This is a genomic window from Duganella paludis (assembly GCF_054461335.1).
In genome coordinates this window covers 4,128,310-4,145,706 of sequence record NZ_CM136922.1, presented here as the reverse complement: position 1 = coordinate 4,145,706, position 17,397 = coordinate 4,128,310, and the positions used below count along the sequence as shown (strand labels likewise).

Genomic DNA, 17,397 nt, shown 5'->3' with positions numbered 1-17,397 from the left:
GATTACTTGAACTGCGGTGGCGTTTCGAAGGTGTGGAACGGCGCCGGCGACGGCACGGTCCACTCCAGGCCTTCCGCACCGTCCCATGGCTTGGCAGGCGCCTGCTTGCCGCCACGGATGGTCGGGATGATCACGCCGAACAGGAAGAACACCTGCGACAGGCCGAAACCGAAGGCGCCGATGGTGGCGATCATGTTGAAGTCCGTGAACTGCGCCGAGTAGTCGGCGTAGCGGCGCGGCATGCCGGCCAGGCCCAGGAAGTGCATCGGGAAGAAGGTGATGTTAAACGTGATCAGCGAGGCCCAGAAGTGGGTCTTGCCCATGAACTCGTTGTACATGTGGCCGGTCCATTTCGGCGACCAGTAGTAGAAACCGGCGAACAGGGCGAACAGCGAACCGGCCACCAGCACGTAGTGGAAGTGCGCCACCACGTAGTAGGTGTCCTGCAGCTGGATGTCGATCGGGGTGACCGCCAGGATCAGACCGGTGAAGCCGCCGATGGTGAACACGAAGATGAAGCCGACCGCGAACAGCATCGGGGTTTCAAACGTCATCGAACCGCGCCACATGGTGGCGATCCAGTTAAACACTTTCACGCCGGTCGGCACCGCGATCAGCATCGTGGCGTACATGAAGAACAGCTGCGAGGTCACCGGCATGCCGGTGGTGAACATGTGGTGGGCCCAGACGATGAACGACAGGATCGCGATCGACGCGGTGGCGTACACCATCGAGGCGTAGCCGAACAGCTGCTTGCGGGCGAAGGCCGGCAGGATCTGCGAGACGATGCCGAACGCCGGCAGAATCATGATGTACACCTCCGGGTGGCCGAAGAACCAGAAGATGTGCTGGTACATGACCGGGTCGCCGCCGGCGGCCGCGTTGAAGAAGGTGGTGCCGAAGTGGCGGTCGGTCAGCGTCATGGTGATGGCGCCGGCCAGAACCGGCATCACGGCGATCAGCAGGTAGGCGGTGATCAGCCAAGTCCAGCAGAACATCGGCATTTTCATCAAGGTCATGCCAGGGGCGCGCATGTTGAGGATGGTGACGATGATGTTGATCGAACCCATGATCGACGAAGCGCCCATCAAGTGCATGGCGAAGATACCCATGTCCATGCCGGCGCCCATCTGGGTCGACAGCGGCGCGTACAGGGTCCAGCCGGCGGCGGTGGCGCCGCCCGGTACCAGGAACGAGGTCGCCAGCAGCAGCGCCGCAGGCGGCAGCAGCCAGAACGAGAAGTTGTTCATGCGGGCGAACGCCATGTCCGAGGCGCCGATCTGCAGCGGGATCATCCAGTTGGCGAAGCCGACGAAGGCCGGCATGATGGCGCCGAACACCATCACCAGGCCGTGCATAGTGGTCAGCTGGTTGAAGAACTCAGGCTGGAAGAACTGCAGGCCGGGCTGGAACAGCTCGGTGCGGATGCCCAGCGCCAGCACGCCGCCGGACAGCAGCATGACGAAGGAGAACCACAGGTACAGCGTGCCGATATCCTTGTGGTTGGTAGCGAACAGCCAGCGCGACAGGCCATGCGGATGGTCGTGCGCATGGTCGTGGTCGTGTGCGTGATCCAAAGTGCTTGTGCTCATGTTGTAACGCTCCTGATTACTTGCGTGCAGCCAGGACTTCGGCTGGTTGAACGATGTTTTCGGCGGCCTTGTTCGACCAGCTGTTGCGGGTGTAGGTAATCACAGCCGCGATATCCGTGTCCGACAGTTGCTTCCAGGCTGGCATCTCGGCAGGATATTTCCCGCTCTTCTTACCGTGCAGCAGCACGTTGATCTGTTCCGCTTTCGGACCATTCACCACTTCCGAGCCGTCCAGCGGGGCGAACGCGCCCGGCGTGCCCTTGCCGTTGGCCTGGTGGCAGACCACGCAGTTGGTGTTGTAGACTTTTTCGCCCTTGGTCTTCAGCTCGTCGATGGTCCAGGTCTTGGTCGGATCATCGGCCAGCGCGGCCATTTCCTTCTTCTTGCCGCCCACCCAGGCCGAGTACTCGGCGTCGGTGACCACGCGCACCACGATCGGCATGAAGGCGTGCTCCTTGCCGCACAGTTCCGAGCAGTAGCCGCGGAAGGTGCCGGTGTGCTCGGCCTTGAACCAGGCGTCGCGCACGAAGCCGGGAATCGCATCCTGCTTGACGGCGAAGGCCGGGATCGACCACGAGTGGATCACGTCGTTGGCGGTGGTGATCATGCGGATCTTGCGGTGCACCGGCACCACGACTTCATTGTCGACTTCCATCAGGTAGTTGTCGCCGCGCTTTTCGGTCGGTTCGAAGCCCGGTGCGCCCACTTGGGCGCGCGGGGTGGACAGGTTGGACAGGAAGGAAATCCCCTCGCCCTCGCCTTTCAGGTAATCGTAGCCCCACTTCCACTGCATGCCGGTGACCTTGATGGTGATGTCGGCGTTGGAAGTGTCCTTCATGCCGACCACGGTGCGGGTGGCTGGCAGCGCCATGCCGATGACGATCAGGAACGGCACGATGGTCCAGGCGATTTCGACGGCGGTGGATTCGTGGAAGGTGGCCGGTTTGTGGCCGAGTGACTTGCGGTGTTTAAAGATGGAGTAGAACATCACGCCGAAGACTGCGACGAAGATGACCAGGCAGACGCCCATCATCCAGTTGTGCAGGCTGTAGACTTCGGCAGCGATCTGGGTGGCGGGTGGTTGCAGATTCAATTCCCCGGCGATCGGTCCGCCGGTGCCGCCAGTCGCGGCGGTGTAGGTCCCGACTGCGGTACCTGCCGCTGTGCCTGCTGCGGTCTCAGCTGCCCACGCTGGCATACCGGCTGCCAGCATCGACAGTCCGAGCATCAACGCTTGAAGTCGCTTCACATGTTTCATGTTTTCCCCAACTGCCCAAGAAATTAAAATATTTTTTTAACGTCTGACCGGCTGATCGGTGAAAAGAACCGGCGACGCTCCTTAAACAACTGACGCCAGCATGACCCCGCAACCTGCCGCGAAACAACGCCGACGCTCGATTCTGCTTAATTCAACTGCTCGATCGTGCTCGTATTAACCTGCTTTTGCCTTGGGTCGCTGATTTATAGCTGGCGACGTGACTGGCTGGCAAAATTAGTGAATGATTATATAGAACAAAATCCGGCAGCATCAAGAAATAATCGATTTCACAACTATGCTGTGCCACAGGGCGACACGCCGCATGGCAACATGGACGCCGCCCCTAGCGTGGCTTGCGCGGCGGATCGAAGCGGATAATGGCTTCGCCCTTGGAAGTGACCTTGGGTGCAGGGCGGAAGGCGTGACCGTAGATAACTTCAAAGGTCAGGCCGAGTTTCCCGTCGGAACGACGACCGCGTTCGAGGGTGTCGAGCATGCGTTGCCATGCCTGCTTGCCCATCATGCTGCGGCGCAACGTTGTGAGCGGATTCCCGCCCAAAGCGCGCACGTCGGACAACAACGCTTGTGTCGTTTCGTAGGTCACGGTGATGGTTTCCATGTCCAGCACGGGGGTGGAAAAGCCCGCTTCGACCAGCTGATCGCCGAAATCGTGCATGTCGACGAAGGGTAAAACGTGCGGCGCCAGGTCGGCTTCGGCGAAGGCGGTGCGCAGTTCGCGCAGCGAATCGGGGCCGAAGGTGGAAAACATCAGCAGGCTGTTCACGCGCAGCACGCGGCGCCACTCGGCAAACACGCGGTCCGGCTGCGGATGCCAGTGCAGGGCCAGGTTGGACCAGACCAGATCCAGGGTGTTCGGTCCCAGCGGCAGCTCGGCGAAATCGCCGCACAGCAGGTCGACGCCGCTCTTGGACGGCAGCAGCTTGCTCAGCAGCTGGTTCAGCGACGAGGACTTGGCGCCCGGCGCCTGGGCCGAGCGCAGCATGGCGTCGGCGGCATCGATGCCGAGGATCTGGGCAGCGGGATATGATTTTTGCAACAAAGGCAGATCGGCGCCGGCGCCGCAACCGGCGTCCAAAACGCGCTGCGGTGCAATTTTGATCAATTCCAGCCGGTCGAACATGCGCGAAGATACTTCACGACGCAGGAAATCGGCGGTCGCGATGCGTTCAGGGCGGGAAAACAGTTTGCGGACGCGCTCCAGGTCGATCGGGGCGCTGAGTTTGGGTGGATTAGCAGGGACTTGCATGGTGATGAGTCGATGTAATGCGATAATGTCGGCAGTGTACATGGTTGCACGCCATCGCGACGACGACCGGGCAGGTTTTCAGCGCGGGAGCGTGGCATGAATGGCAAGATAGAACAGACGACAACGCCGAAGCGGCGCGACGCGGCCGGAGCTTCGCCGGAACGCAGCGCGGCGGCCGGCACCCCGCCGCTGGGCGCGCTGTTGCAGCGCTGGGGTAGCGCGCTGCTGCGGCACCTGCTGCCCAACGCCTGCGCCCTGTGCGGCGGCGACAGCGACGCCGCGCTCTGTCGCGGCTGCGCGGCCCAGTTCTTCGGCCCGTCCGCCGCCATCGCCCGTTGCCACTGCTGCGCCAACCCGGTGTCGGCGGCCGGCCTGCTGTGCGGCGCCTGCCTGACGCACCGGCCGGCCTTCGACCACACCTTGGTCGCTGCCGACTACGCCTTGCCGGTCGACCAGCTGGTGCTGCAACTGAAATTCGGCCACCGCCTGGCGCTGGCCCCGCTGTGCGCCGGCCTGCTGCGCGACGCCGTGCGGTCGCAAGCGGAATACCAGCGGCCCGCCCTGCTCTGCGCGGTGCCCCTGGGACCGCGCCGCCTGGCAGGACGTGGCTACAACCAGGCGCTGGAAATCGCCCGGCCGCTGGCGCGCGGCCTCGGCATCGCGCTGGAAGCGCAGCTGCTCGTCCGCGTCCACGACACCGCCGCCCAGAGCAGCGTCGCGCCAGAGCAGCGCCGGCAAAACATCGCCGGTGCCTTCGCGGTGCCGGACGCCGCCCTGGTGGCAGGCCGCCACATCGGCGTCGTCGACGACGTCATGACCAGCGGCTGCACCCTGAACGAAGTGGCGGCCACATTGAAGCGCCACGGCGCCGCGCGCGTGAGCAACCTGGTGTTTGCCCGCACGCCGCCACACTAATTAGAAAAGGAAAAAAACGCATGTTCCACGTCGTCCTGGTCCACCCGGAAATCCCGCCCAACACGGGCAACGTCATCCGCCTGTGCGCCAACACCGGTGCGCAGCTGCACCTGATCGAACCGCTGGGCTTCCCGCTGGAAGACTCCAAGCTCAAGCGCGCCGGCCTCGACTACCACGAATACGCGCGCATGAAAGTGCACAAGGACTGGGACGCCTTCCTGGCCGACACCCAGCCGGACCCGGCGCGCATGTACGCCATGACCACGCACGGCAGCTCGCCGTTCGCGCAAGCCAGCTTCCAGCCGGGCGACGTCTTCGTATTCGGCTCCGAAACGGCCGGCCTGCCACCGGCGCTGCGCGAAACCTTCCCGCCGGCCCAGCGCATCCGCCTGCCGATGCGTCCCGACAACCGCAGCATGAACCTGTCGAACACGGTCGCCGTAGTCGTCTTCGAAGCCTGGCGCCAAAACGGCTACGCCGGCGGCGCCTGAAATCCGGGGTCAGGTCCTCCATTGCTACACGGGCTCTGCCCTAGCGATCGCTAGGGCAGAGCCCGTGTAGCAATGGAGGACCTGACCCCGGATTTGGGGATGGCATGCAGCCACACCGAGCCGGCCACGCCGGCGATCAGCAGGGCAATGGCGACGATCTCCAGCGGGCGTGGTGCCTGGTGCTGGTGGATGAAGCCGTACAGCAGGCCGAACAAGGTTTCGAACAGCAGCAGTTGCCCCGACAAGGTGACCGGCACGCGCCGGCTGGCGATGTTCCATAACTGGTTGCCGATCACCGAGGCGCCCAGCGCCACCATCGAGATCACGCTCCAGAAATACAGCCAGTCGCGCAGCGCGCCGTCCTGACCCGCGCTACCGGCCCAGCCGCCGCCATAGGCGACCACGCCCATCACCAGCGCCACCACGCCGGTGCTCAGTCCATACAGCCCCGACCACTCCGCACCGCTGTACTGTGGATTACGCTTGAGGAAGCGCGCGTTGTCCACCGCGTACCAGGTCCAGCACAGCAGCGCACCAAACGCGCACAGCATGCCCAGCGCCACCGCGCCCCACGCCTGCCGCCGCGCCGCCGCGTGCTGGAATACATCGACGTTGATGCAGACGATGCCGGCCACCACCGCCGCCAGCGGCCACGCCAGCTGCGCCAACGGCAGCGCACCGTCGTCGCGCCGGCCCAGCAAAGTCACGCTCAGCGGCAGCAGGCCGATGATCAGCGAGGCCGCCGCCACCCCGGCCAGTTGCACGCCCGTCGACAACAGCAGGTAGTAGACAATATTGCCGGCCAGCGCATGCCGCAGCAGCACCCGGCAATCGCTGCGCGTCAGGCGGCGCAGCAGTCCGCTCAAGCGCGGCAGCAATAGCAGCAAGGTGATCAGTCCATACGCCAGGTAGCGCCCCAACGCCAGCTCCACCGGCGAGAACGCCGCCAGCCAGCGCGGCATTACGAATATCATGCCCCAGAAGGCTCCGGCCGCCAGGCCGCACATCACTCCATACCACATAGCACTCTCCTTTTGAGCGACAGTGTGGCGGCGCGCGCGGCGCAAGGATTGTGTGGGACTAGCGGATTTTTGTCTGGTTCTGCTTACGATACGCCAGCGGCGTGATGTCCATGGCGCGGCGCATGGCGTGGGTCAGCGCGCTCTGGTCGGCGTAGCCGGCCAGCGTGGCCAGCTGCGCGATCGGCAGCGAGGACTGCGCCAGTTGACGGCAGACGAAACGCAGGCGCATGGCGTTCAGCCAGGCCCGCGGCGTGGTGTCGAGCTCCTCGCGGAACACGCGGTGCAGCCGGCTCACGCTCAGGCAGGCCGACTTGGCCATGCTGGTGGTATCCCATGGCTGGCCGGGCGCTGCCTCGAACTGCGTCAAGGCCGCCTGCAGGCGCGAGGCGGGACGCACCGGCTGGCGCGTGAGCGACTCCAGCAGCAGCGGCGTCCAGTTGGCCAGCACGCCCGCGCTGGCCGCGCCCTGTTCCTGCATCATGCCCATGAAGTCGATCAGCTTGGCGGTGGCCGCGCCCACCGGCGCGAACGGACGCTCGGCCAGCAGGACGGCGGTTTCCGGCGCCACGGCTGCGAGGTCGAAGTCGAGAATCAGCGATTGATTCGGTTCGTGGGAAAACTGCGTGTGCACCAAGCCCGGTGCGATGAAGGCGGCGCGCAGCGGATGCAGCAACGCGCCGCTGCCATTGATGTCCAGCGTCAGCCGGCCCTTGAGCGGCAGCACCATCTGGGCGTGATCATGCGTGTCCGAGAACGGAGCGTCGTAGCTGCGCAGGTCGATTTCGGTTGAGCCCATGCCAGCCAGTGTAATCGATCAGCGCCGCGCCGCCCACACCGCGAGCAGCGCCAGCAGGCCCGAACCCAGCAGGCCGACCAGGAGGGTGGTGCCGGCCATGATGGCGGCCGGATTGCGCCAGCCGGAGAATTCGGCCGCGAAGGCCAGCGTGACCGCCGCCACCAGCTGCGCCGGTAGCACGAAGCGTAAATTGCGGAAGGCCCACGGATTCCCGCGCAGCCAGTATTTGCGCGCCACCATCAGCGGCGGCCCCCACAGCGCCAGCAGAAACGCCAGCACCGCCACCAGGATCAGGATGATCCTCATTTGAAGGATCGCACCTTGGCCAGCAGCTTGCTGGTCGACCGGTCGTGCTCGAAGTCGATCGCCACCGCTTCGCCACCGTAGGCGATCACCGCCTTGCCTTCGGGGATGGCGTCCATCTGGTAGTCGCCGCCCTTGGCGTAGATTTCCGGACGCGCTTCCTGCACCACTTCCAGCGCCGTGGCCTCGTCGAAGTCGACCACCAGGCTGACCGACTCCAGCGCCGCCAGCACCGCCATGCGGTCGCCGCAATTATTCAGGGGGCGGTCGTCGCCCTTGCCCAGGCGCTTGACCGAGGCGTCGGTGTTGGCCGCCACCACCAGCGAGGCGCCCAGCGCGCGCGCCTGCGCCAGGTAGGTCACGTGGCCGCGATGCAGGATGTCGAATACGCCGTTGGTCAGCACTACCGGTTTCGGCAATGCGGCCACGCGTGCGGCCAGTTGTGCGCGGGTGCAGATCTTGTCTTCAAATTGCGGCATGCGATGTTTTCTCGATTCTTTCTAGGTTTTCGGTTCGTCGTCTTCGGGTGTTTCTTCTTCGATGCTCAGCGCGCCGAACGCGCCGCCGCCCTCGCCCGGCTCCGGCCGGCCGCCGTGCAGCTTGATCTGCAGGCGCAGGCCGTTGGCCGAGTCGGCGTTGCGCAGCGCCTCTTCGTAGGCGATGTAGCCCTTATTATAAAGTTCGTACAGCGCCTGGTCGAAGGTGCACATGCCCAGCTCGCGCGACTTGTGCATGATTTCCTTGATCGCCTGGAAGTTCCCCTTGAAGATCATCTCGGCGATGGTCGGCGTATTCAGCAGGATTTCGATGGCAGCCTTGCGTCCCTTGCCGTCTTCGGTGCGGATCAGCCGCTGCGAGACGATGGCGCGCAGGTTGGACGACAGATCCATCAGCAACTGGTTGCGGCGCTCCTCCGGAAAGAAGTTGATGATGCGGTCCATGGTCTGGTTGGCGTTGTTCGCGTGCAGCGTACCCAGGCACAGGTGGCCGGTCTCGGCGAACGCGATCGCGTGCTCCATGGTTTCGGTGTCGCGGATCTCGCCGATCAAAATCACGTCCGGCGCCTGGCGCAGCGTGTTCTTCAGCGCGTTGTGCCAGGAGCGCGTGTCCACGCCCACTTCGCGGTGCGTAATCAGGCAGCCCTTGTTCTTGTGCACGTACTCGACCGGGTCTTCCACCGTGATGATGTGGCCGGCCGTGTTGGCGTTGCGGTAGTCGATCATCGCCGCCAGCGTGGTCGACTTGCCCGAGCCGGTGCCGCCCACCACCAGCACCAGCCCACGCTTGGTCATGATGATGTCCTTGAGTACCTCCGGCAGCTCCAGTTTTTCCAGCGTTGGAATCTCGGAGGCGATGGTGCGGATCACCATCGCCACGTTCTGCTGCTGCACGAAGACGTTGACGCGGAAGCGGCACACGTCCGGTAGCGAAATGGCAAAGTTGCATTCCAGCTCGGCCTCGAACTCGGCCTGCTGCTTCTCGTTCATGATCGACAGCGCCAGCGCGCGCGTCACGCCGCCGGTCAGCTTCTGCTGGCTCAGCGGCTTCATCGCACCTTGCGACTTCATGCTTGGAGGGAAGTCGGCCGAGATGAACAAGTCGGAGCCGCCGGTGTGATGCATCACCTTGAGCAACTTGTGCAGATAGGCCTGCGCTTCTTCCGGGCCAAATGTGGAGGACATACATCTCCTTTCGAGATTACGCTGCATTATATCGACACCATTCCGCTACAATAGCGCAACTTGGCCTTCCTTATTGCATCCCAGCATCGCCTGTGTTCAAATACATTTATGACACTGACCGAACTGAAATACATCGTGGCCGTCGCCCGCGCAAAGCACTTCGGACATGCGGCCGAGGCGTGCTACGTCGCCCAGCCGACGCTGTCGGTCGCCATCAAGAAACTGGAAGATGAATTGGGCGTGGTCCTGTTCGAACGGGGCGGCGCCGAGATTTCGGTCACCCCGCTGGGTGCGCAGATCGTCGCCCAGGCCGAGCGCGTGCTGGAACAAACCGCCGCCATCAAGGAACTCGCCAAACAGAACAAGGACCCGCTGGCCGGTCCGCTGCGCTTGGGCGTGATCTACACCATCGGCCCTTACCTGCTGCCGCCGCTGGTCAAAGGCATGATCGACAAGGTGCCGCAGATGCCCTTGATCCTGCAGGAGAACTTCACCGTCAAGCTGCTGGAGATGCTGCGCCAGGGCGAACTCGACGCCGCCATCATGGCGCTGCCGCTGCCCGAGCACGGCATGGCCATGCAGGTGCTGTACGACGAACCGTTCGTGGTCGCCATGCCGTCCCAGCATCCGTGGAACAAGCGCAAGTCGATTCCGTCCGAAGACCTCAAGACCGAGAACATGCTCCTGCTCGGCAACGGCCACTGCTTCCGCGACCAGGTGCTGGAAGTCTGTCCCGAGATGGCGCGCTTCTCCACGCCGGGCAATGGCATGCAACGGACTTTCGAGGGCTCATCGCTGGAAACCATCCGCCACATGGTGGCCAGCGGCATCGGCCTGACCGTGCTGCCGCGCGCCTCGGTGCCGGACATGGACACCAAGGAAGGCATGCTGCAATACCGTCCCTTCGACGAGCCGGCGCCGTCGCGCCGCGTGGTCATCGTGTGGCGTAAAAGCTTCACCCGCAAGGCCGCCATCGACGCCGTGTGCGAAGTGGTTTCCGCCTGCAACCTGCCCGGCATCACCACCCTCTGCGACGCTGCCTGACAGACGCCTGAGTGCCTTCCCGCCCGGGATTTGCGATAATCACCGCTTTCCCGTTACCCGAAGTCGCATATGTCGCACATGACGAACAAGCTGGCGCTCTACTTCCGCCTGATCAGGCTCGACAAACCCATCGGCACCGTGCTGCTGCTGTGGCCCACGCTGTACGCGATGTGGCTGGCGGCCGACGGCGTGCCGGACTGGCGCCTGCTGCTCATCTTCACGCTCGGAACCTTCCTGATGCGCTCAGCCGGCTGCGCAATCAACGACTACGCCGATCAGGACATTGACAAGCACGTCAAGCGCACCGCGCAGCGCCCGCTCACCAGCGGCCGCATCAGCGGCAAGGAAGCGCTGGCGATCGCCGCCATCCTGGCCATCATCGCCTTCTGCCTGATCCTGCCGCTCAACGCGCTGACCAAGCAGCTGTCGGTGGCGGCCGTCATCATTGCCGGCACCTATCCCTACTTCAAGCGCTTCTTCGCCATTCCGCAAGCCTACCTCGGCATTGCCTTCGGCTTCGGCATTCCGATGGCCTTCGCGGCGATCCAGAACCAGGTGCCGCCGTTGGCCTGGCTGCTGTTGATCGGCAACGTGTTCTGGACCCTGGCCTACGACACCGAATACGCCATGGTCGACCGCGACGACGACCTAAAGATCGGCATCAAGACCTCGGCCATCACCTTCGGCCGCTACGACGTTGCCATCATCATGCTGTGCTACGCGCTGCACTTGGCCATCCTGCTGGTGTGCGGCTGGCAGCAGGGACTGCGCTTCTGGTTCGTGGCCGGACTGGCCGTCGCGGCCGGCATCGCCTGCTACCACTACACCCTGATCCGCCACCGCGAGCGCGACGCCTGCTTCTACGCCTTCCGCCACAACAACTGGCTGGGCGGCGTGATTTTCGCTGGCGTGGCGCTCGACTACGCGCTGCGATAATGGCCGCACACAATTGAGCAGACGCAAGATGGCGACTTCGCCGATACTTACACTGGCATTCTTTCCCCTATCCAGATAAGCGAGGTCACCATGGAATCAACTCCGGCAAATGGCAACAGCCCCATCGCCGACGCCAAGGCCGCCAGCGGCAAGGTGCGCGAGCGGCTGATGGACGACATGCAGCACGTCATCGATGAAGCGGAGCAGTGGCTGGCCGACAGCGTCGGCGACGAACCCGGCATCAGCAGCGAAGCGCGCGCCCGCTTCGACGACAGCCTGCGCACCGCCAAGAGCGACCTGCACAAGCTCGAAGACAGCTTCCTGGCCTACAGCCGCGACACCGCCGCCAGCGTCGACACCTATGTGCGCGACAATCCATGGCGCGCGGCCAGCATCGGCGCCGCCGTGGGCGTGCTGCTCGGCGTGCTGATCGCGCGGAAATAAGCGGCGGCGCTGTTCCAGCGCATTGCCAATATGCTATCCTCGTCCGCACCACCACGACGAGGATGTTCGCATGCAATCGATACAAGGCCGGATGAAATACCTGCGCACGGCCGAGGCCTTCTGCGCGTTTTTCCTGCCCCTGATCTTCTGGCTGGACTGGCGCAAAACCGAAGGCCCGGTGGCGTGGGACCTGCGCATCGCCACCACCGCGATGATGAGCTTCATCCTGCTGCAAGGCGCACTGTACTGGCATCTGAAGCTGCGCAGCTTCACGCTGCACCAGCCTTTGCCCGACTACTTCCGACATCTTTACAACGCTTTCAAGTACATCAACGTGATGCTCATCGCCGCGCTGATGCTGCTGGTCGCCACCCGCTACGCGGCCGTCACCACGGAAGATTTGTGGTGGTCGGGCTGCGTTCTCGCTCTGGTGGTGGCCGAGCAGATCAACTATTTCCACTACCAGCTAATGTATGACACGCGCGGCGCCTTCAGCTACCTGCGCCGCCACCGCCGCCTGCGCGAAGCGGCCCTCGCGCTCGACCTCAAACGCAGCCGGATGAACACCATGTAGTTGAAGAATTCAGAGAAAACATGCTGCTATACTAAATCGTACAATGTGTACTATAAAAATATCCTTATAAAACAAAAATCGGGAGACAGCAGATGAACAGAGCGTTACGGGTCATTGCATTGTGCGGTTCCATGGGCGTGCTGTTGAACGCCTGCACCAAGACCGACGGTCCGGCGCCGTCGGCGGAGAAAGTCAGCTCCGACGCCGCCTTCCAGAAGAAGCTGCAGGAGCAGCTGCTGGACGCCAAGCCCGGCAGCGTGATCGAGATTCCCGCCGGCACCTACCACCTCACCTCCGGCCTGACCCTGCGCGGCGACGGCGTTACCGTGCGCGGCGCGGGCATGGAAAAAACCATCCTCTCCTTCAAGAGCCAGGTCACCGGACCGGAAGGCATGCTGGTCTACGGCAACGGCTTCACCATCGAAAACCTCACCATCGAAGATTCCAAGGGCGACGGCCTGAAGATAAACGACGGCGACACCATCACCGTGCGCAAGGTCAAGGTGCAGTGGACCGGCGGCCCGAAAGTGACCAACGGCGCCTACGGCATCTACCCGGTTAAAACCAAGAACGTGCTGATCGAGGACAGCGTGGCGATCGGCGCTTCCGACGCCGGCATCTACGTCGGCCAGTCCAATGGCGTGATCGTGCGCCGCTCGCGCGCCGAAGGCAATGTGGCCGGCATCGAGATCGAGAACACCGTCAACGCCGACGTCTACGACAACGTCGCCACCAACAACACCGGCGGCATCCTGGTGTTCAACATGCCCAACTTGTCGCAGCCCGGCCACAGCACCCGCGTGTACAAGAACAAGGTCGAGAAGAACAACCTGGGCAACTTCGCCGCCAAGGGCACGGCCGTGGCCAGCGTGCCGGCCGGCTCCGGCATCGTCATCAACTCCAACTCCAAGGTGGAGATCTTCGACAACGACGTGAGCGACAACCAGACCGCCAACGTCATCATCTCCAGCTACCACTCGACCGGCTACTTCACGGAAAAAGGCGTGGCCGCCGGCTACGATCCCTACCCGAAAGCCATCTACGTCTACGGCAACCGCTTCAAGGGCGGCGGCGATTCGCCGGACGGCTTCGACCTGAAAGCACTGAAGATCGCCATGTACGGCCTGACCGGCCACTTGCCGGACGTGCTGTGGGACGGCTACGTCGACACCAAGCTGATGGTCAAGGGCGTGCTGCCGCCTGAGCACCGCATCTGCATCCAGAAGGATGCGGCCGTGCTCAACGCCGACGGTCCGAACAAGTACAAGAACCCGAGCAAGGAAGACGCACCGTTCCGCTGCGAACTGGCCAAACTGCCACCTGTCACCATCGCCCAACTCGCCGCCCAGTCATGATGCTTAAACTCGCAACTCGTCCGCTGCTGGCGGCGGCGTGCGCGCTCGTCCTCGCGGCGTGCACGCAAAATCAGCCGCCGGTCAGCTTTATCGCCGAAGGCAACCCGGAAAAACTCAGCGACTGGCATTTGATGGCGGTCGCTGGCGGCAAGCTCAACCTCAACAAGGACGTGGTGCCGTACGACCTGAACACGCCGCTGTTCACCGACTACGCTCACAAGCTGCGCACGGTGTGGATGCCGAAAGGCCAAAGCGCGGCCTACAAGGCCGACACCACCTTCGACTTCCCGGTCGGCACCATCATCAGCAAGACCTTCTACTATCCCAAGGGCGGCGACGGCAAGACCGTGCTGGCCACCACGGGCAACGGAAATAACATTGACGGCGGCGCCAAGGACGGCGACCGCCTCGACCTGGCCAGCATGCGCCTGATCGAAACGCGCTTGCTGGTGAAGCGCGCCGGCGGCTGGATCGCCCTGCCCTATGTGTGGAACGCCGACCAGACCGAAGCCGTGCTGTCGCGCACCGGCGACCAGATTCCGCTGGACGTGGTGCACGAAGACAAGAGCAGCAGCAAGCTGACCTACGTGGTGCCCAATGTGAACCAGTGCGCGTCGTGCCACGTGGCCGACGTCAAGTCGCGCCAGTTCGAGCCCATCGGCCCGAAAGCGCGCCACCTGAACCGCGACTACACGTATGAAGGCGTCAGTACCAACCAGCTGGAACACCTGGCGAAGATAGGCTACTTGAGCGGCCTGCCGGCCAACGCCGCCACGGCCGCGCCGCGCAACGCCGACTGGAGCGACAGCAAGCTGGCGATCGATGCGCGGGCGCGCGCCTACCTCGACATCAACTGCGCCCACTGCCACAACGACAAGGGCGCGGCCAACACCACGGCACTGCACCTGAACATGGGCGCACCGGCCAATCTGCACCTGGGTCTGTGCAAGCCGCCAGTGGCGGCGGGCGCCGGCACCGGCGGGCGCAACTACGACATCGCCCCCGGCAAGCCGGACGACTCCATCATGCTGTACCGCCTGGCCTCGGCCGAAACCGGCATCATGATGCCGGAACTGGGTCGCGGCTCGGCCCACAAGGAAGGCGTGGCCCTGATCCGCGAATGGATCGCCGCTATGAAGGAAGGCTGCGACACCAAGTGATACGCCGTTACGGCAAGCGCTTGTCCTTGAAGAAGGACCAGCTCTCGTCGGCGAATTCGAGGTCGGCGTTTTGTTTGCCCAGCAGCGCGCGCAGCCACCACGGCAGTGTGTGGCTGATGCTGGGCTGGACGTGGCCGGCGTTTTCCATCTTCAGGAATTCGACCTGCACCTGCTTCGGATCGCCGCCCCAGACGTAGCGCACCAGCGAGGTCGGGGCCGACGGGTCGCGTTGCGGCACCTTGCTCATCACCGGCGCGGCGGGCAGCTTCGCCAGTTCGCGCCAGAACTTCACCGTGTCGTCCGCGCTCAGCACCGAGCCGCGTCCCTTCAGCAGCCAGCCGCCGACTTCACCGCCGGCATACGGCACGATCTTGTCGGCCGTGCCCTGCGCCACCAGCATCGGCAACGCGCGCTTCGGCGCGGTGCAGATGGAGCGCACCGGCATCAACATGCTGGTGACCGCCACCGCCGCCAGGCGCGGCCCCAACTCGACCGCCGCGCGGTAGGCCATGCCGCCGCCGTTGGACATGCCGGAAACATAAATACGGGAAGGATCGGCGTCGTAGCGCGCCACCGCCTGGTCGATCACGGCGGCGAGAAAGCCGATATCGTCGGTCTTGGGACTGGTGGACGCATCGGCGCGGCAATCGTTCCAGCCTTGCTTGTCGTCGCTGCCCTTCCAGCCATCCGGGGCGATGACCAGCAGTCCCTCGCGGTCGGCAACGTCCAGCCAGGCGGAAGCCGGATCGTCAATCTTGCCGCGTCCCAGCGTCAGCTCGGCGGACGATGAATGGCCGTGCAGCAGAATCACCAGCGGCCGCTTGCCGGCCGTTGCCTGCGCAGGCTTGGCCAGCAGATAGTGGCGCATGCCTTCGGGGCGCTGCAGCGTTTCGTCGACGATGGCCACAGCACCGGCCTGGGAAACGGCGAAGGCTGCAATCAAGGGTAAGTATCGGGTTACCGGCATCATGCAGCCTTTCGGTCTATCTAGTTGGTGGCGCCCAGTTCGTCGCCCAGTTCCTTGCCGCGCGCGGCGGCCGCTTTCAAGGCGGTCACGATGGAGGCCTTGACGCCGCTGCTTTCCATGCTCGTCAGCGCGGCGTAGGTGGTGCCGCCCTTGGACGTGACGCGCTCGCGCAGCAGCGACACCGGCTCCGACGAACGATTGGCCAACTGCGCTGCGCCGGCGAAGGTAGCCAGCGCCAGCTGCGTGCCCTGCTCCGTGCTCAGTCCCATTTCCAACGCCGCCTGCTGCATCGCCTCGATGAAGTAGAACACATAGGCCGGCCCGCTGCCGGAAACCGCCGTCACCGCATCGATCTTGCTCTCGTCGTCCAGCCACACGGTCGGGCCGACCGCGCGCAGGATATCGTCGGCCGCCTTGATGTGCTGCGGGCTCACGCCCCGCATCGCCACCATGCCGGTGATGCCCATGCCGATCAGTGCCGGCGTGTTCGGCATGCAGCGCACGATGGCGCCGTAGCCGCCCAGCCAGCGCGACAGGTCGACGCTACGAATGCCGGCGGCGATCGACACCACCAACGGCTGCCGCGCCGGGTCGATAAACGGCAGCAGCTGCGCCGCCACCTCGCGCATATTCTGCGGCTTCACCGCCAGCACGATCACGTCGGCCGCCGACAGCGCCGCGTCGCTGGTCGGCGCCGTGGTCACGCCGTACAGCTGGTGCAGGCGCGCGAGCGGCTCCGCGTTGGGATCAATGACGTGGATGTTGGCGCCGGCGGTCAGCTTGTTGGCCAATCCGGCGATCAGGGCTGCAGCCATATTGCCGCCGCCGATAAATGCGATTTTCATGTATTAAGCCTTGGTGTAGTTGCGTGCGCCAAAAATGGCGCTGCCGACGCGGACGATGGTTGCGCCTTCGAAGATCGCCGCCCGCATGTCGGCCGACATGCCCATCGACAGCGTATCGAGCGCCAGCCCATCGGCCCGCAGTTGTTCATACAATACGCGCAGGCGGGCGAAGGCCGCGCGCTGCTGCTCGAATTCCACGGCCGGCTCGGGGATCGCCATCAGGCCGCGCAAGCTCAGATTGGGCAGCGCCGCGACCTTGTGGGCCAGCGCCGCCAGTTCTTCCGGGGCGACGCCGCTCTTGCTGGCCTCGCCGCTGATATTCACCTGCAGGCAGATCTGCAGCGGCGGCAACCCGGCCGGACGCTGCTCGGACAGCCGCTGCGCGATCTTCTCGCGCTCGACCGTGTGCACCCAGGCGAAGTTTTCCGCGATCGGACGCGTCTTGTTGCTCTGGATCGGGCCGATGAAATGCCATTCCAGCGCCGGCGCGCCCGCCGCTTGTACCGCCTGGATCTTGTCCAGTCCCTCCTGCAGATAGTTCTCGCCGAAGGCGCGCTGGCCGGCCTCCACCGCCTCCAGCACCGCCTCCGGGCCGAAGGTCTTGGACACGGCCAACAACCGCGCGGCGTCCGCCGGCCGCCCGGATTCTTGGGCCGAGGCAACAATTGTCGCGGTGATTGCTTGCAAGTTCTGGCGGATCAGGGACATAATCATCTAGTAATAGGGCGTTAAAACCGGCCATAGCG

At 64.2% G+C, this 17,397-nt stretch carries 19 protein-coding genes; 8 read left to right on the top strand and 11 right to left on the bottom strand.

Going from position 1 to position 17,397, the window contains the following annotated elements:
* Nucleotides 1–2: 2 nt before the first annotated feature.
* The 3 genes from ctaD to ACXZ1M_RS18345 form a co-directional block, all read right to left on the bottom strand.
* Nucleotides 3–1,592 carry a cytochrome c oxidase subunit I gene (gene ctaD / locus ACXZ1M_RS18355; protein WP_459049083.1) on the bottom strand — a complete coding sequence of 530 codons (1,590 nt, stop codon included), beginning with the start codon at nt 1,590–1,592 and terminating at the stop codon, nt 3–5.
* Nucleotides 1,593–1,608: 16 nt separating this feature from the next.
* A complete protein-coding gene (gene coxB / locus ACXZ1M_RS18350) occupies nt 1,609–2,850 on the bottom strand; it encodes a cytochrome c oxidase subunit II (protein ID WP_459049082.1) in 1,242 nt (413 codons plus the stop codon).
* 343 nt (nt 2,851–3,193) lie between these two features.
* Nucleotides 3,194–4,117, bottom strand: coding sequence for a methyltransferase domain-containing protein (locus ACXZ1M_RS18345; RefSeq protein ID WP_459049081.1), 924 nt, complete (start codon nt 4,115–4,117; stop codon nt 3,194–3,196).
* A gap of 96 nt (nt 4,118–4,213) precedes the next feature.
* Here ACXZ1M_RS18345 and ACXZ1M_RS18340 point away from each other — a divergent pair, with 96 nt between their 5' ends.
* Both ACXZ1M_RS18340 and trmL read left to right on the top strand, forming a co-directional pair.
* Nucleotides 4,214–5,032, top strand: coding sequence for a ComF family protein (locus ACXZ1M_RS18340; RefSeq protein ID WP_459049080.1), 819 nt, complete (start codon nt 4,214–4,216; stop codon nt 5,030–5,032).
* Nucleotides 5,033–5,052: 20 nt separating this feature from the next.
* Nucleotides 5,053–5,523, top strand: a complete 471-nt coding sequence (gene trmL, locus ACXZ1M_RS18335; RefSeq protein ID WP_459049079.1) for a tRNA (uridine(34)/cytosine(34)/5-carboxymethylaminomethyluridine(34)-2'-O)-methyltransferase TrmL — start codon at nt 5,053–5,055, stop codon at nt 5,521–5,523.
* A 50-nt stretch (nt 5,524–5,573) separates the two neighbouring features.
* On the opposite strand, the gene ACXZ1M_RS18330 is transcribed toward trmL, so the two are convergent.
* The 5 genes from ACXZ1M_RS18330 to ACXZ1M_RS18310 are packed head-to-tail and all read right to left on the bottom strand — an operon-like array spanning nt 5,574 to nt 9,326.
* The gene (locus ACXZ1M_RS18330; RefSeq protein WP_459049078.1) at nt 5,574–6,545 is read right to left on the bottom strand and encodes a DMT family transporter; all 972 of its coding nucleotides are present in this window, start codon (nt 6,543–6,545) and stop codon (nt 5,574–5,576) included.
* 58 nt (nt 6,546–6,603) lie between these two features.
* Nucleotides 6,604–7,341 carry a helix-turn-helix domain-containing protein gene (locus ACXZ1M_RS18325; RefSeq protein ID WP_459049077.1) on the bottom strand — a complete coding sequence of 246 codons (738 nt, stop codon included), beginning with the start codon at nt 7,339–7,341 and terminating at the stop codon, nt 6,604–6,606.
* Nucleotides 7,342–7,359: 18 nt separating this feature from the next.
* Complete coding sequence (locus ACXZ1M_RS18320) at nt 7,360–7,647, bottom strand: hypothetical protein (protein WP_459049076.1); 288 nt, start codon at nt 7,645–7,647, stop codon at nt 7,360–7,362.
* Nucleotides 7,644–8,123 carry an adenylyltransferase/cytidyltransferase family protein gene (locus ACXZ1M_RS18315; protein ID WP_459049075.1) on the bottom strand — a complete coding sequence of 160 codons (480 nt, stop codon included), beginning with the start codon at nt 8,121–8,123 and terminating at the stop codon, nt 7,644–7,646. Before ACXZ1M_RS18315 ends, ACXZ1M_RS18320 begins: the two co-directional genes overlap by 4 nt.
* A 21-nt stretch (nt 8,124–8,144) precedes the next feature.
* Complete coding sequence (locus tag ACXZ1M_RS18310; protein WP_459049074.1) at nt 8,145–9,326, bottom strand: PilT/PilU family type 4a pilus ATPase; 1,182 nt, start codon at nt 9,324–9,326, stop codon at nt 8,145–8,147.
* 108 nt (nt 9,327–9,434) lie between these two features.
* On the opposite strand from ACXZ1M_RS18310, the gene ACXZ1M_RS18305 reads away from it, so the two are divergent.
* The 6 genes from ACXZ1M_RS18305 (at nt 9,435) to ACXZ1M_RS18280 (ending at nt 14,839) form a co-directional block, all read left to right on the top strand.
* Complete coding sequence (locus ACXZ1M_RS18305) at nt 9,435–10,370, top strand: hydrogen peroxide-inducible genes activator (RefSeq protein WP_459049073.1); 936 nt, start codon at nt 9,435–9,437, stop codon at nt 10,368–10,370.
* 69 nt (nt 10,371–10,439) lie between these two features.
* Nucleotides 10,440–11,306: a 4-hydroxybenzoate octaprenyltransferase gene (gene ubiA / locus ACXZ1M_RS18300; RefSeq protein ID WP_459049072.1), complete on the top strand. Its 867-nt coding sequence runs from the start codon at nt 10,440–10,442 to the stop codon at nt 11,304–11,306.
* Nucleotides 11,307–11,396: 90 nt separating this feature from the next.
* Nucleotides 11,397–11,750, top strand: a complete 354-nt coding sequence (locus tag ACXZ1M_RS18295) for a DUF883 family protein (protein WP_459049071.1) — start codon at nt 11,397–11,399, stop codon at nt 11,748–11,750.
* Nucleotides 11,751–11,820: 70 nt separating this feature from the next.
* Nucleotides 11,821–12,324 carry a hypothetical protein gene (locus ACXZ1M_RS18290; RefSeq protein WP_459049070.1) on the top strand — a complete coding sequence of 168 codons (504 nt, stop codon included), beginning with the start codon at nt 11,821–11,823 and terminating at the stop codon, nt 12,322–12,324.
* Nucleotides 12,325–12,416: 92 nt separating this feature from the next.
* Nucleotides 12,417–13,679, top strand: coding sequence for a parallel beta-helix domain-containing protein (locus tag ACXZ1M_RS18285; RefSeq protein WP_459049069.1), 1,263 nt, complete (start codon nt 12,417–12,419; stop codon nt 13,677–13,679).
* A complete protein-coding gene (locus ACXZ1M_RS18280) occupies nt 13,676–14,839 on the top strand; it encodes an SO2930 family diheme c-type cytochrome (protein WP_459049068.1) in 1,164 nt (387 codons plus the stop codon). The genes ACXZ1M_RS18285 and ACXZ1M_RS18280 overlap by 4 nt, the downstream gene beginning before the upstream one ends.
* A gap of 7 nt (nt 14,840–14,846) precedes the next feature.
* Here the strand turns inward: ACXZ1M_RS18280 and ACXZ1M_RS18275 are convergent, their stop codons facing one another.
* Genes ACXZ1M_RS18275 through ACXZ1M_RS18265 form a run of 3 tightly spaced genes read right to left on the bottom strand, consistent with a single transcriptional unit; the run spans nt 14,847 to nt 17,359 of the window.
* Nucleotides 14,847–15,782, bottom strand: a complete 936-nt coding sequence (locus ACXZ1M_RS18275; RefSeq protein ID WP_459049067.1) for a CE1 family esterase — start codon at nt 15,780–15,782, stop codon at nt 14,847–14,849.
* 44 nt (nt 15,783–15,826) lie between these two features.
* Nucleotides 15,827–16,651: a pyrroline-5-carboxylate reductase gene (gene proC, locus ACXZ1M_RS18270; protein ID WP_459049066.1), complete on the bottom strand. Its 825-nt coding sequence runs from the start codon at nt 16,649–16,651 to the stop codon at nt 15,827–15,829.
* A 3-nt stretch (nt 16,652–16,654) separates the two neighbouring features.
* Nucleotides 16,655–17,359, bottom strand: a complete 705-nt coding sequence (locus ACXZ1M_RS18265; protein WP_459049065.1) for a YggS family pyridoxal phosphate-dependent enzyme — start codon at nt 17,357–17,359, stop codon at nt 16,655–16,657.
* Between the last annotated feature and the right edge of the window lie 38 nt (nt 17,360–17,397).

Excerpts from the sequence above, each read along its gene's own strand:
- ACXZ1M_RS18345 (WP_459049081.1), bottom strand. The coding sequence starts at position 4,117 with ATGCAAGTCCCTGCTAATCCACCCAAACTCAGCGCCCCGATCGACCTG.
- ACXZ1M_RS18285 (WP_459049069.1), top strand. The coding sequence starts at position 12,417 with ATGAACAGAGCGTTACGGGTCATTGCATTGTGCGGTTCCATGGGCGTG.
- ubiA (WP_459049072.1), top strand. The coding sequence starts at position 10,440 with ATGTCGCACATGACGAACAAGCTGGCGCTCTACTTCCGCCTGATCAGG.
- ACXZ1M_RS18315 (WP_459049075.1), bottom strand. The coding sequence starts at position 8,123 with ATGCCGCAATTTGAAGACAAGATCTGCACCCGCGCACAACTGGCCGCA.
- ACXZ1M_RS18310 (WP_459049074.1), bottom strand. The coding sequence starts at position 9,326 with ATGTCCTCCACATTTGGCCCGGAAGAAGCGCAGGCCTATCTGCACAAG.
- ACXZ1M_RS18330 (WP_459049078.1), bottom strand. The coding sequence starts at position 6,545 with ATGTGGTATGGAGTGATGTGCGGCCTGGCGGCCGGAGCCTTCTGGGGC.
- ACXZ1M_RS18325 (WP_459049077.1), bottom strand. The coding sequence starts at position 7,341 with ATGGGCTCAACCGAAATCGACCTGCGCAGCTACGACGCTCCGTTCTCG.
- proC (WP_459049066.1), bottom strand. The coding sequence starts at position 16,651 with ATGAAAATCGCATTTATCGGCGGCGGCAATATGGCTGCAGCCCTGATC.
- ACXZ1M_RS18290 (WP_459049070.1), top strand. The coding sequence starts at position 11,821 with ATGCAATCGATACAAGGCCGGATGAAATACCTGCGCACGGCCGAGGCC.
- ACXZ1M_RS18295 (WP_459049071.1), top strand. The coding sequence starts at position 11,397 with ATGGAATCAACTCCGGCAAATGGCAACAGCCCCATCGCCGACGCCAAG.
- ACXZ1M_RS18320 (WP_459049076.1), bottom strand. The coding sequence starts at position 7,647 with ATGAGGATCATCCTGATCCTGGTGGCGGTGCTGGCGTTTCTGCTGGCG.
- ctaD (WP_459049083.1), bottom strand. The coding sequence starts at position 1,592 with ATGAGCACAAGCACTTTGGATCACGCACACGACCACGACCATGCGCAC.
- ACXZ1M_RS18280 (WP_459049068.1), top strand. The coding sequence starts at position 13,676 with ATGATGCTTAAACTCGCAACTCGTCCGCTGCTGGCGGCGGCGTGCGCG.
- trmL (WP_459049079.1), top strand. The coding sequence starts at position 5,053 with ATGTTCCACGTCGTCCTGGTCCACCCGGAAATCCCGCCCAACACGGGC.
- coxB (WP_459049082.1), bottom strand. The coding sequence starts at position 2,850 with ATGAAACATGTGAAGCGACTTCAAGCGTTGATGCTCGGACTGTCGATG.
- ACXZ1M_RS18305 (WP_459049073.1), top strand. The coding sequence starts at position 9,435 with ATGACACTGACCGAACTGAAATACATCGTGGCCGTCGCCCGCGCAAAG.
- ACXZ1M_RS18340 (WP_459049080.1), top strand. The coding sequence starts at position 4,214 with ATGAATGGCAAGATAGAACAGACGACAACGCCGAAGCGGCGCGACGCG.
- ACXZ1M_RS18265 (WP_459049065.1), bottom strand. The coding sequence starts at position 17,359 with ATGTCCCTGATCCGCCAGAACTTGCAAGCAATCACCGCGACAATTGTT.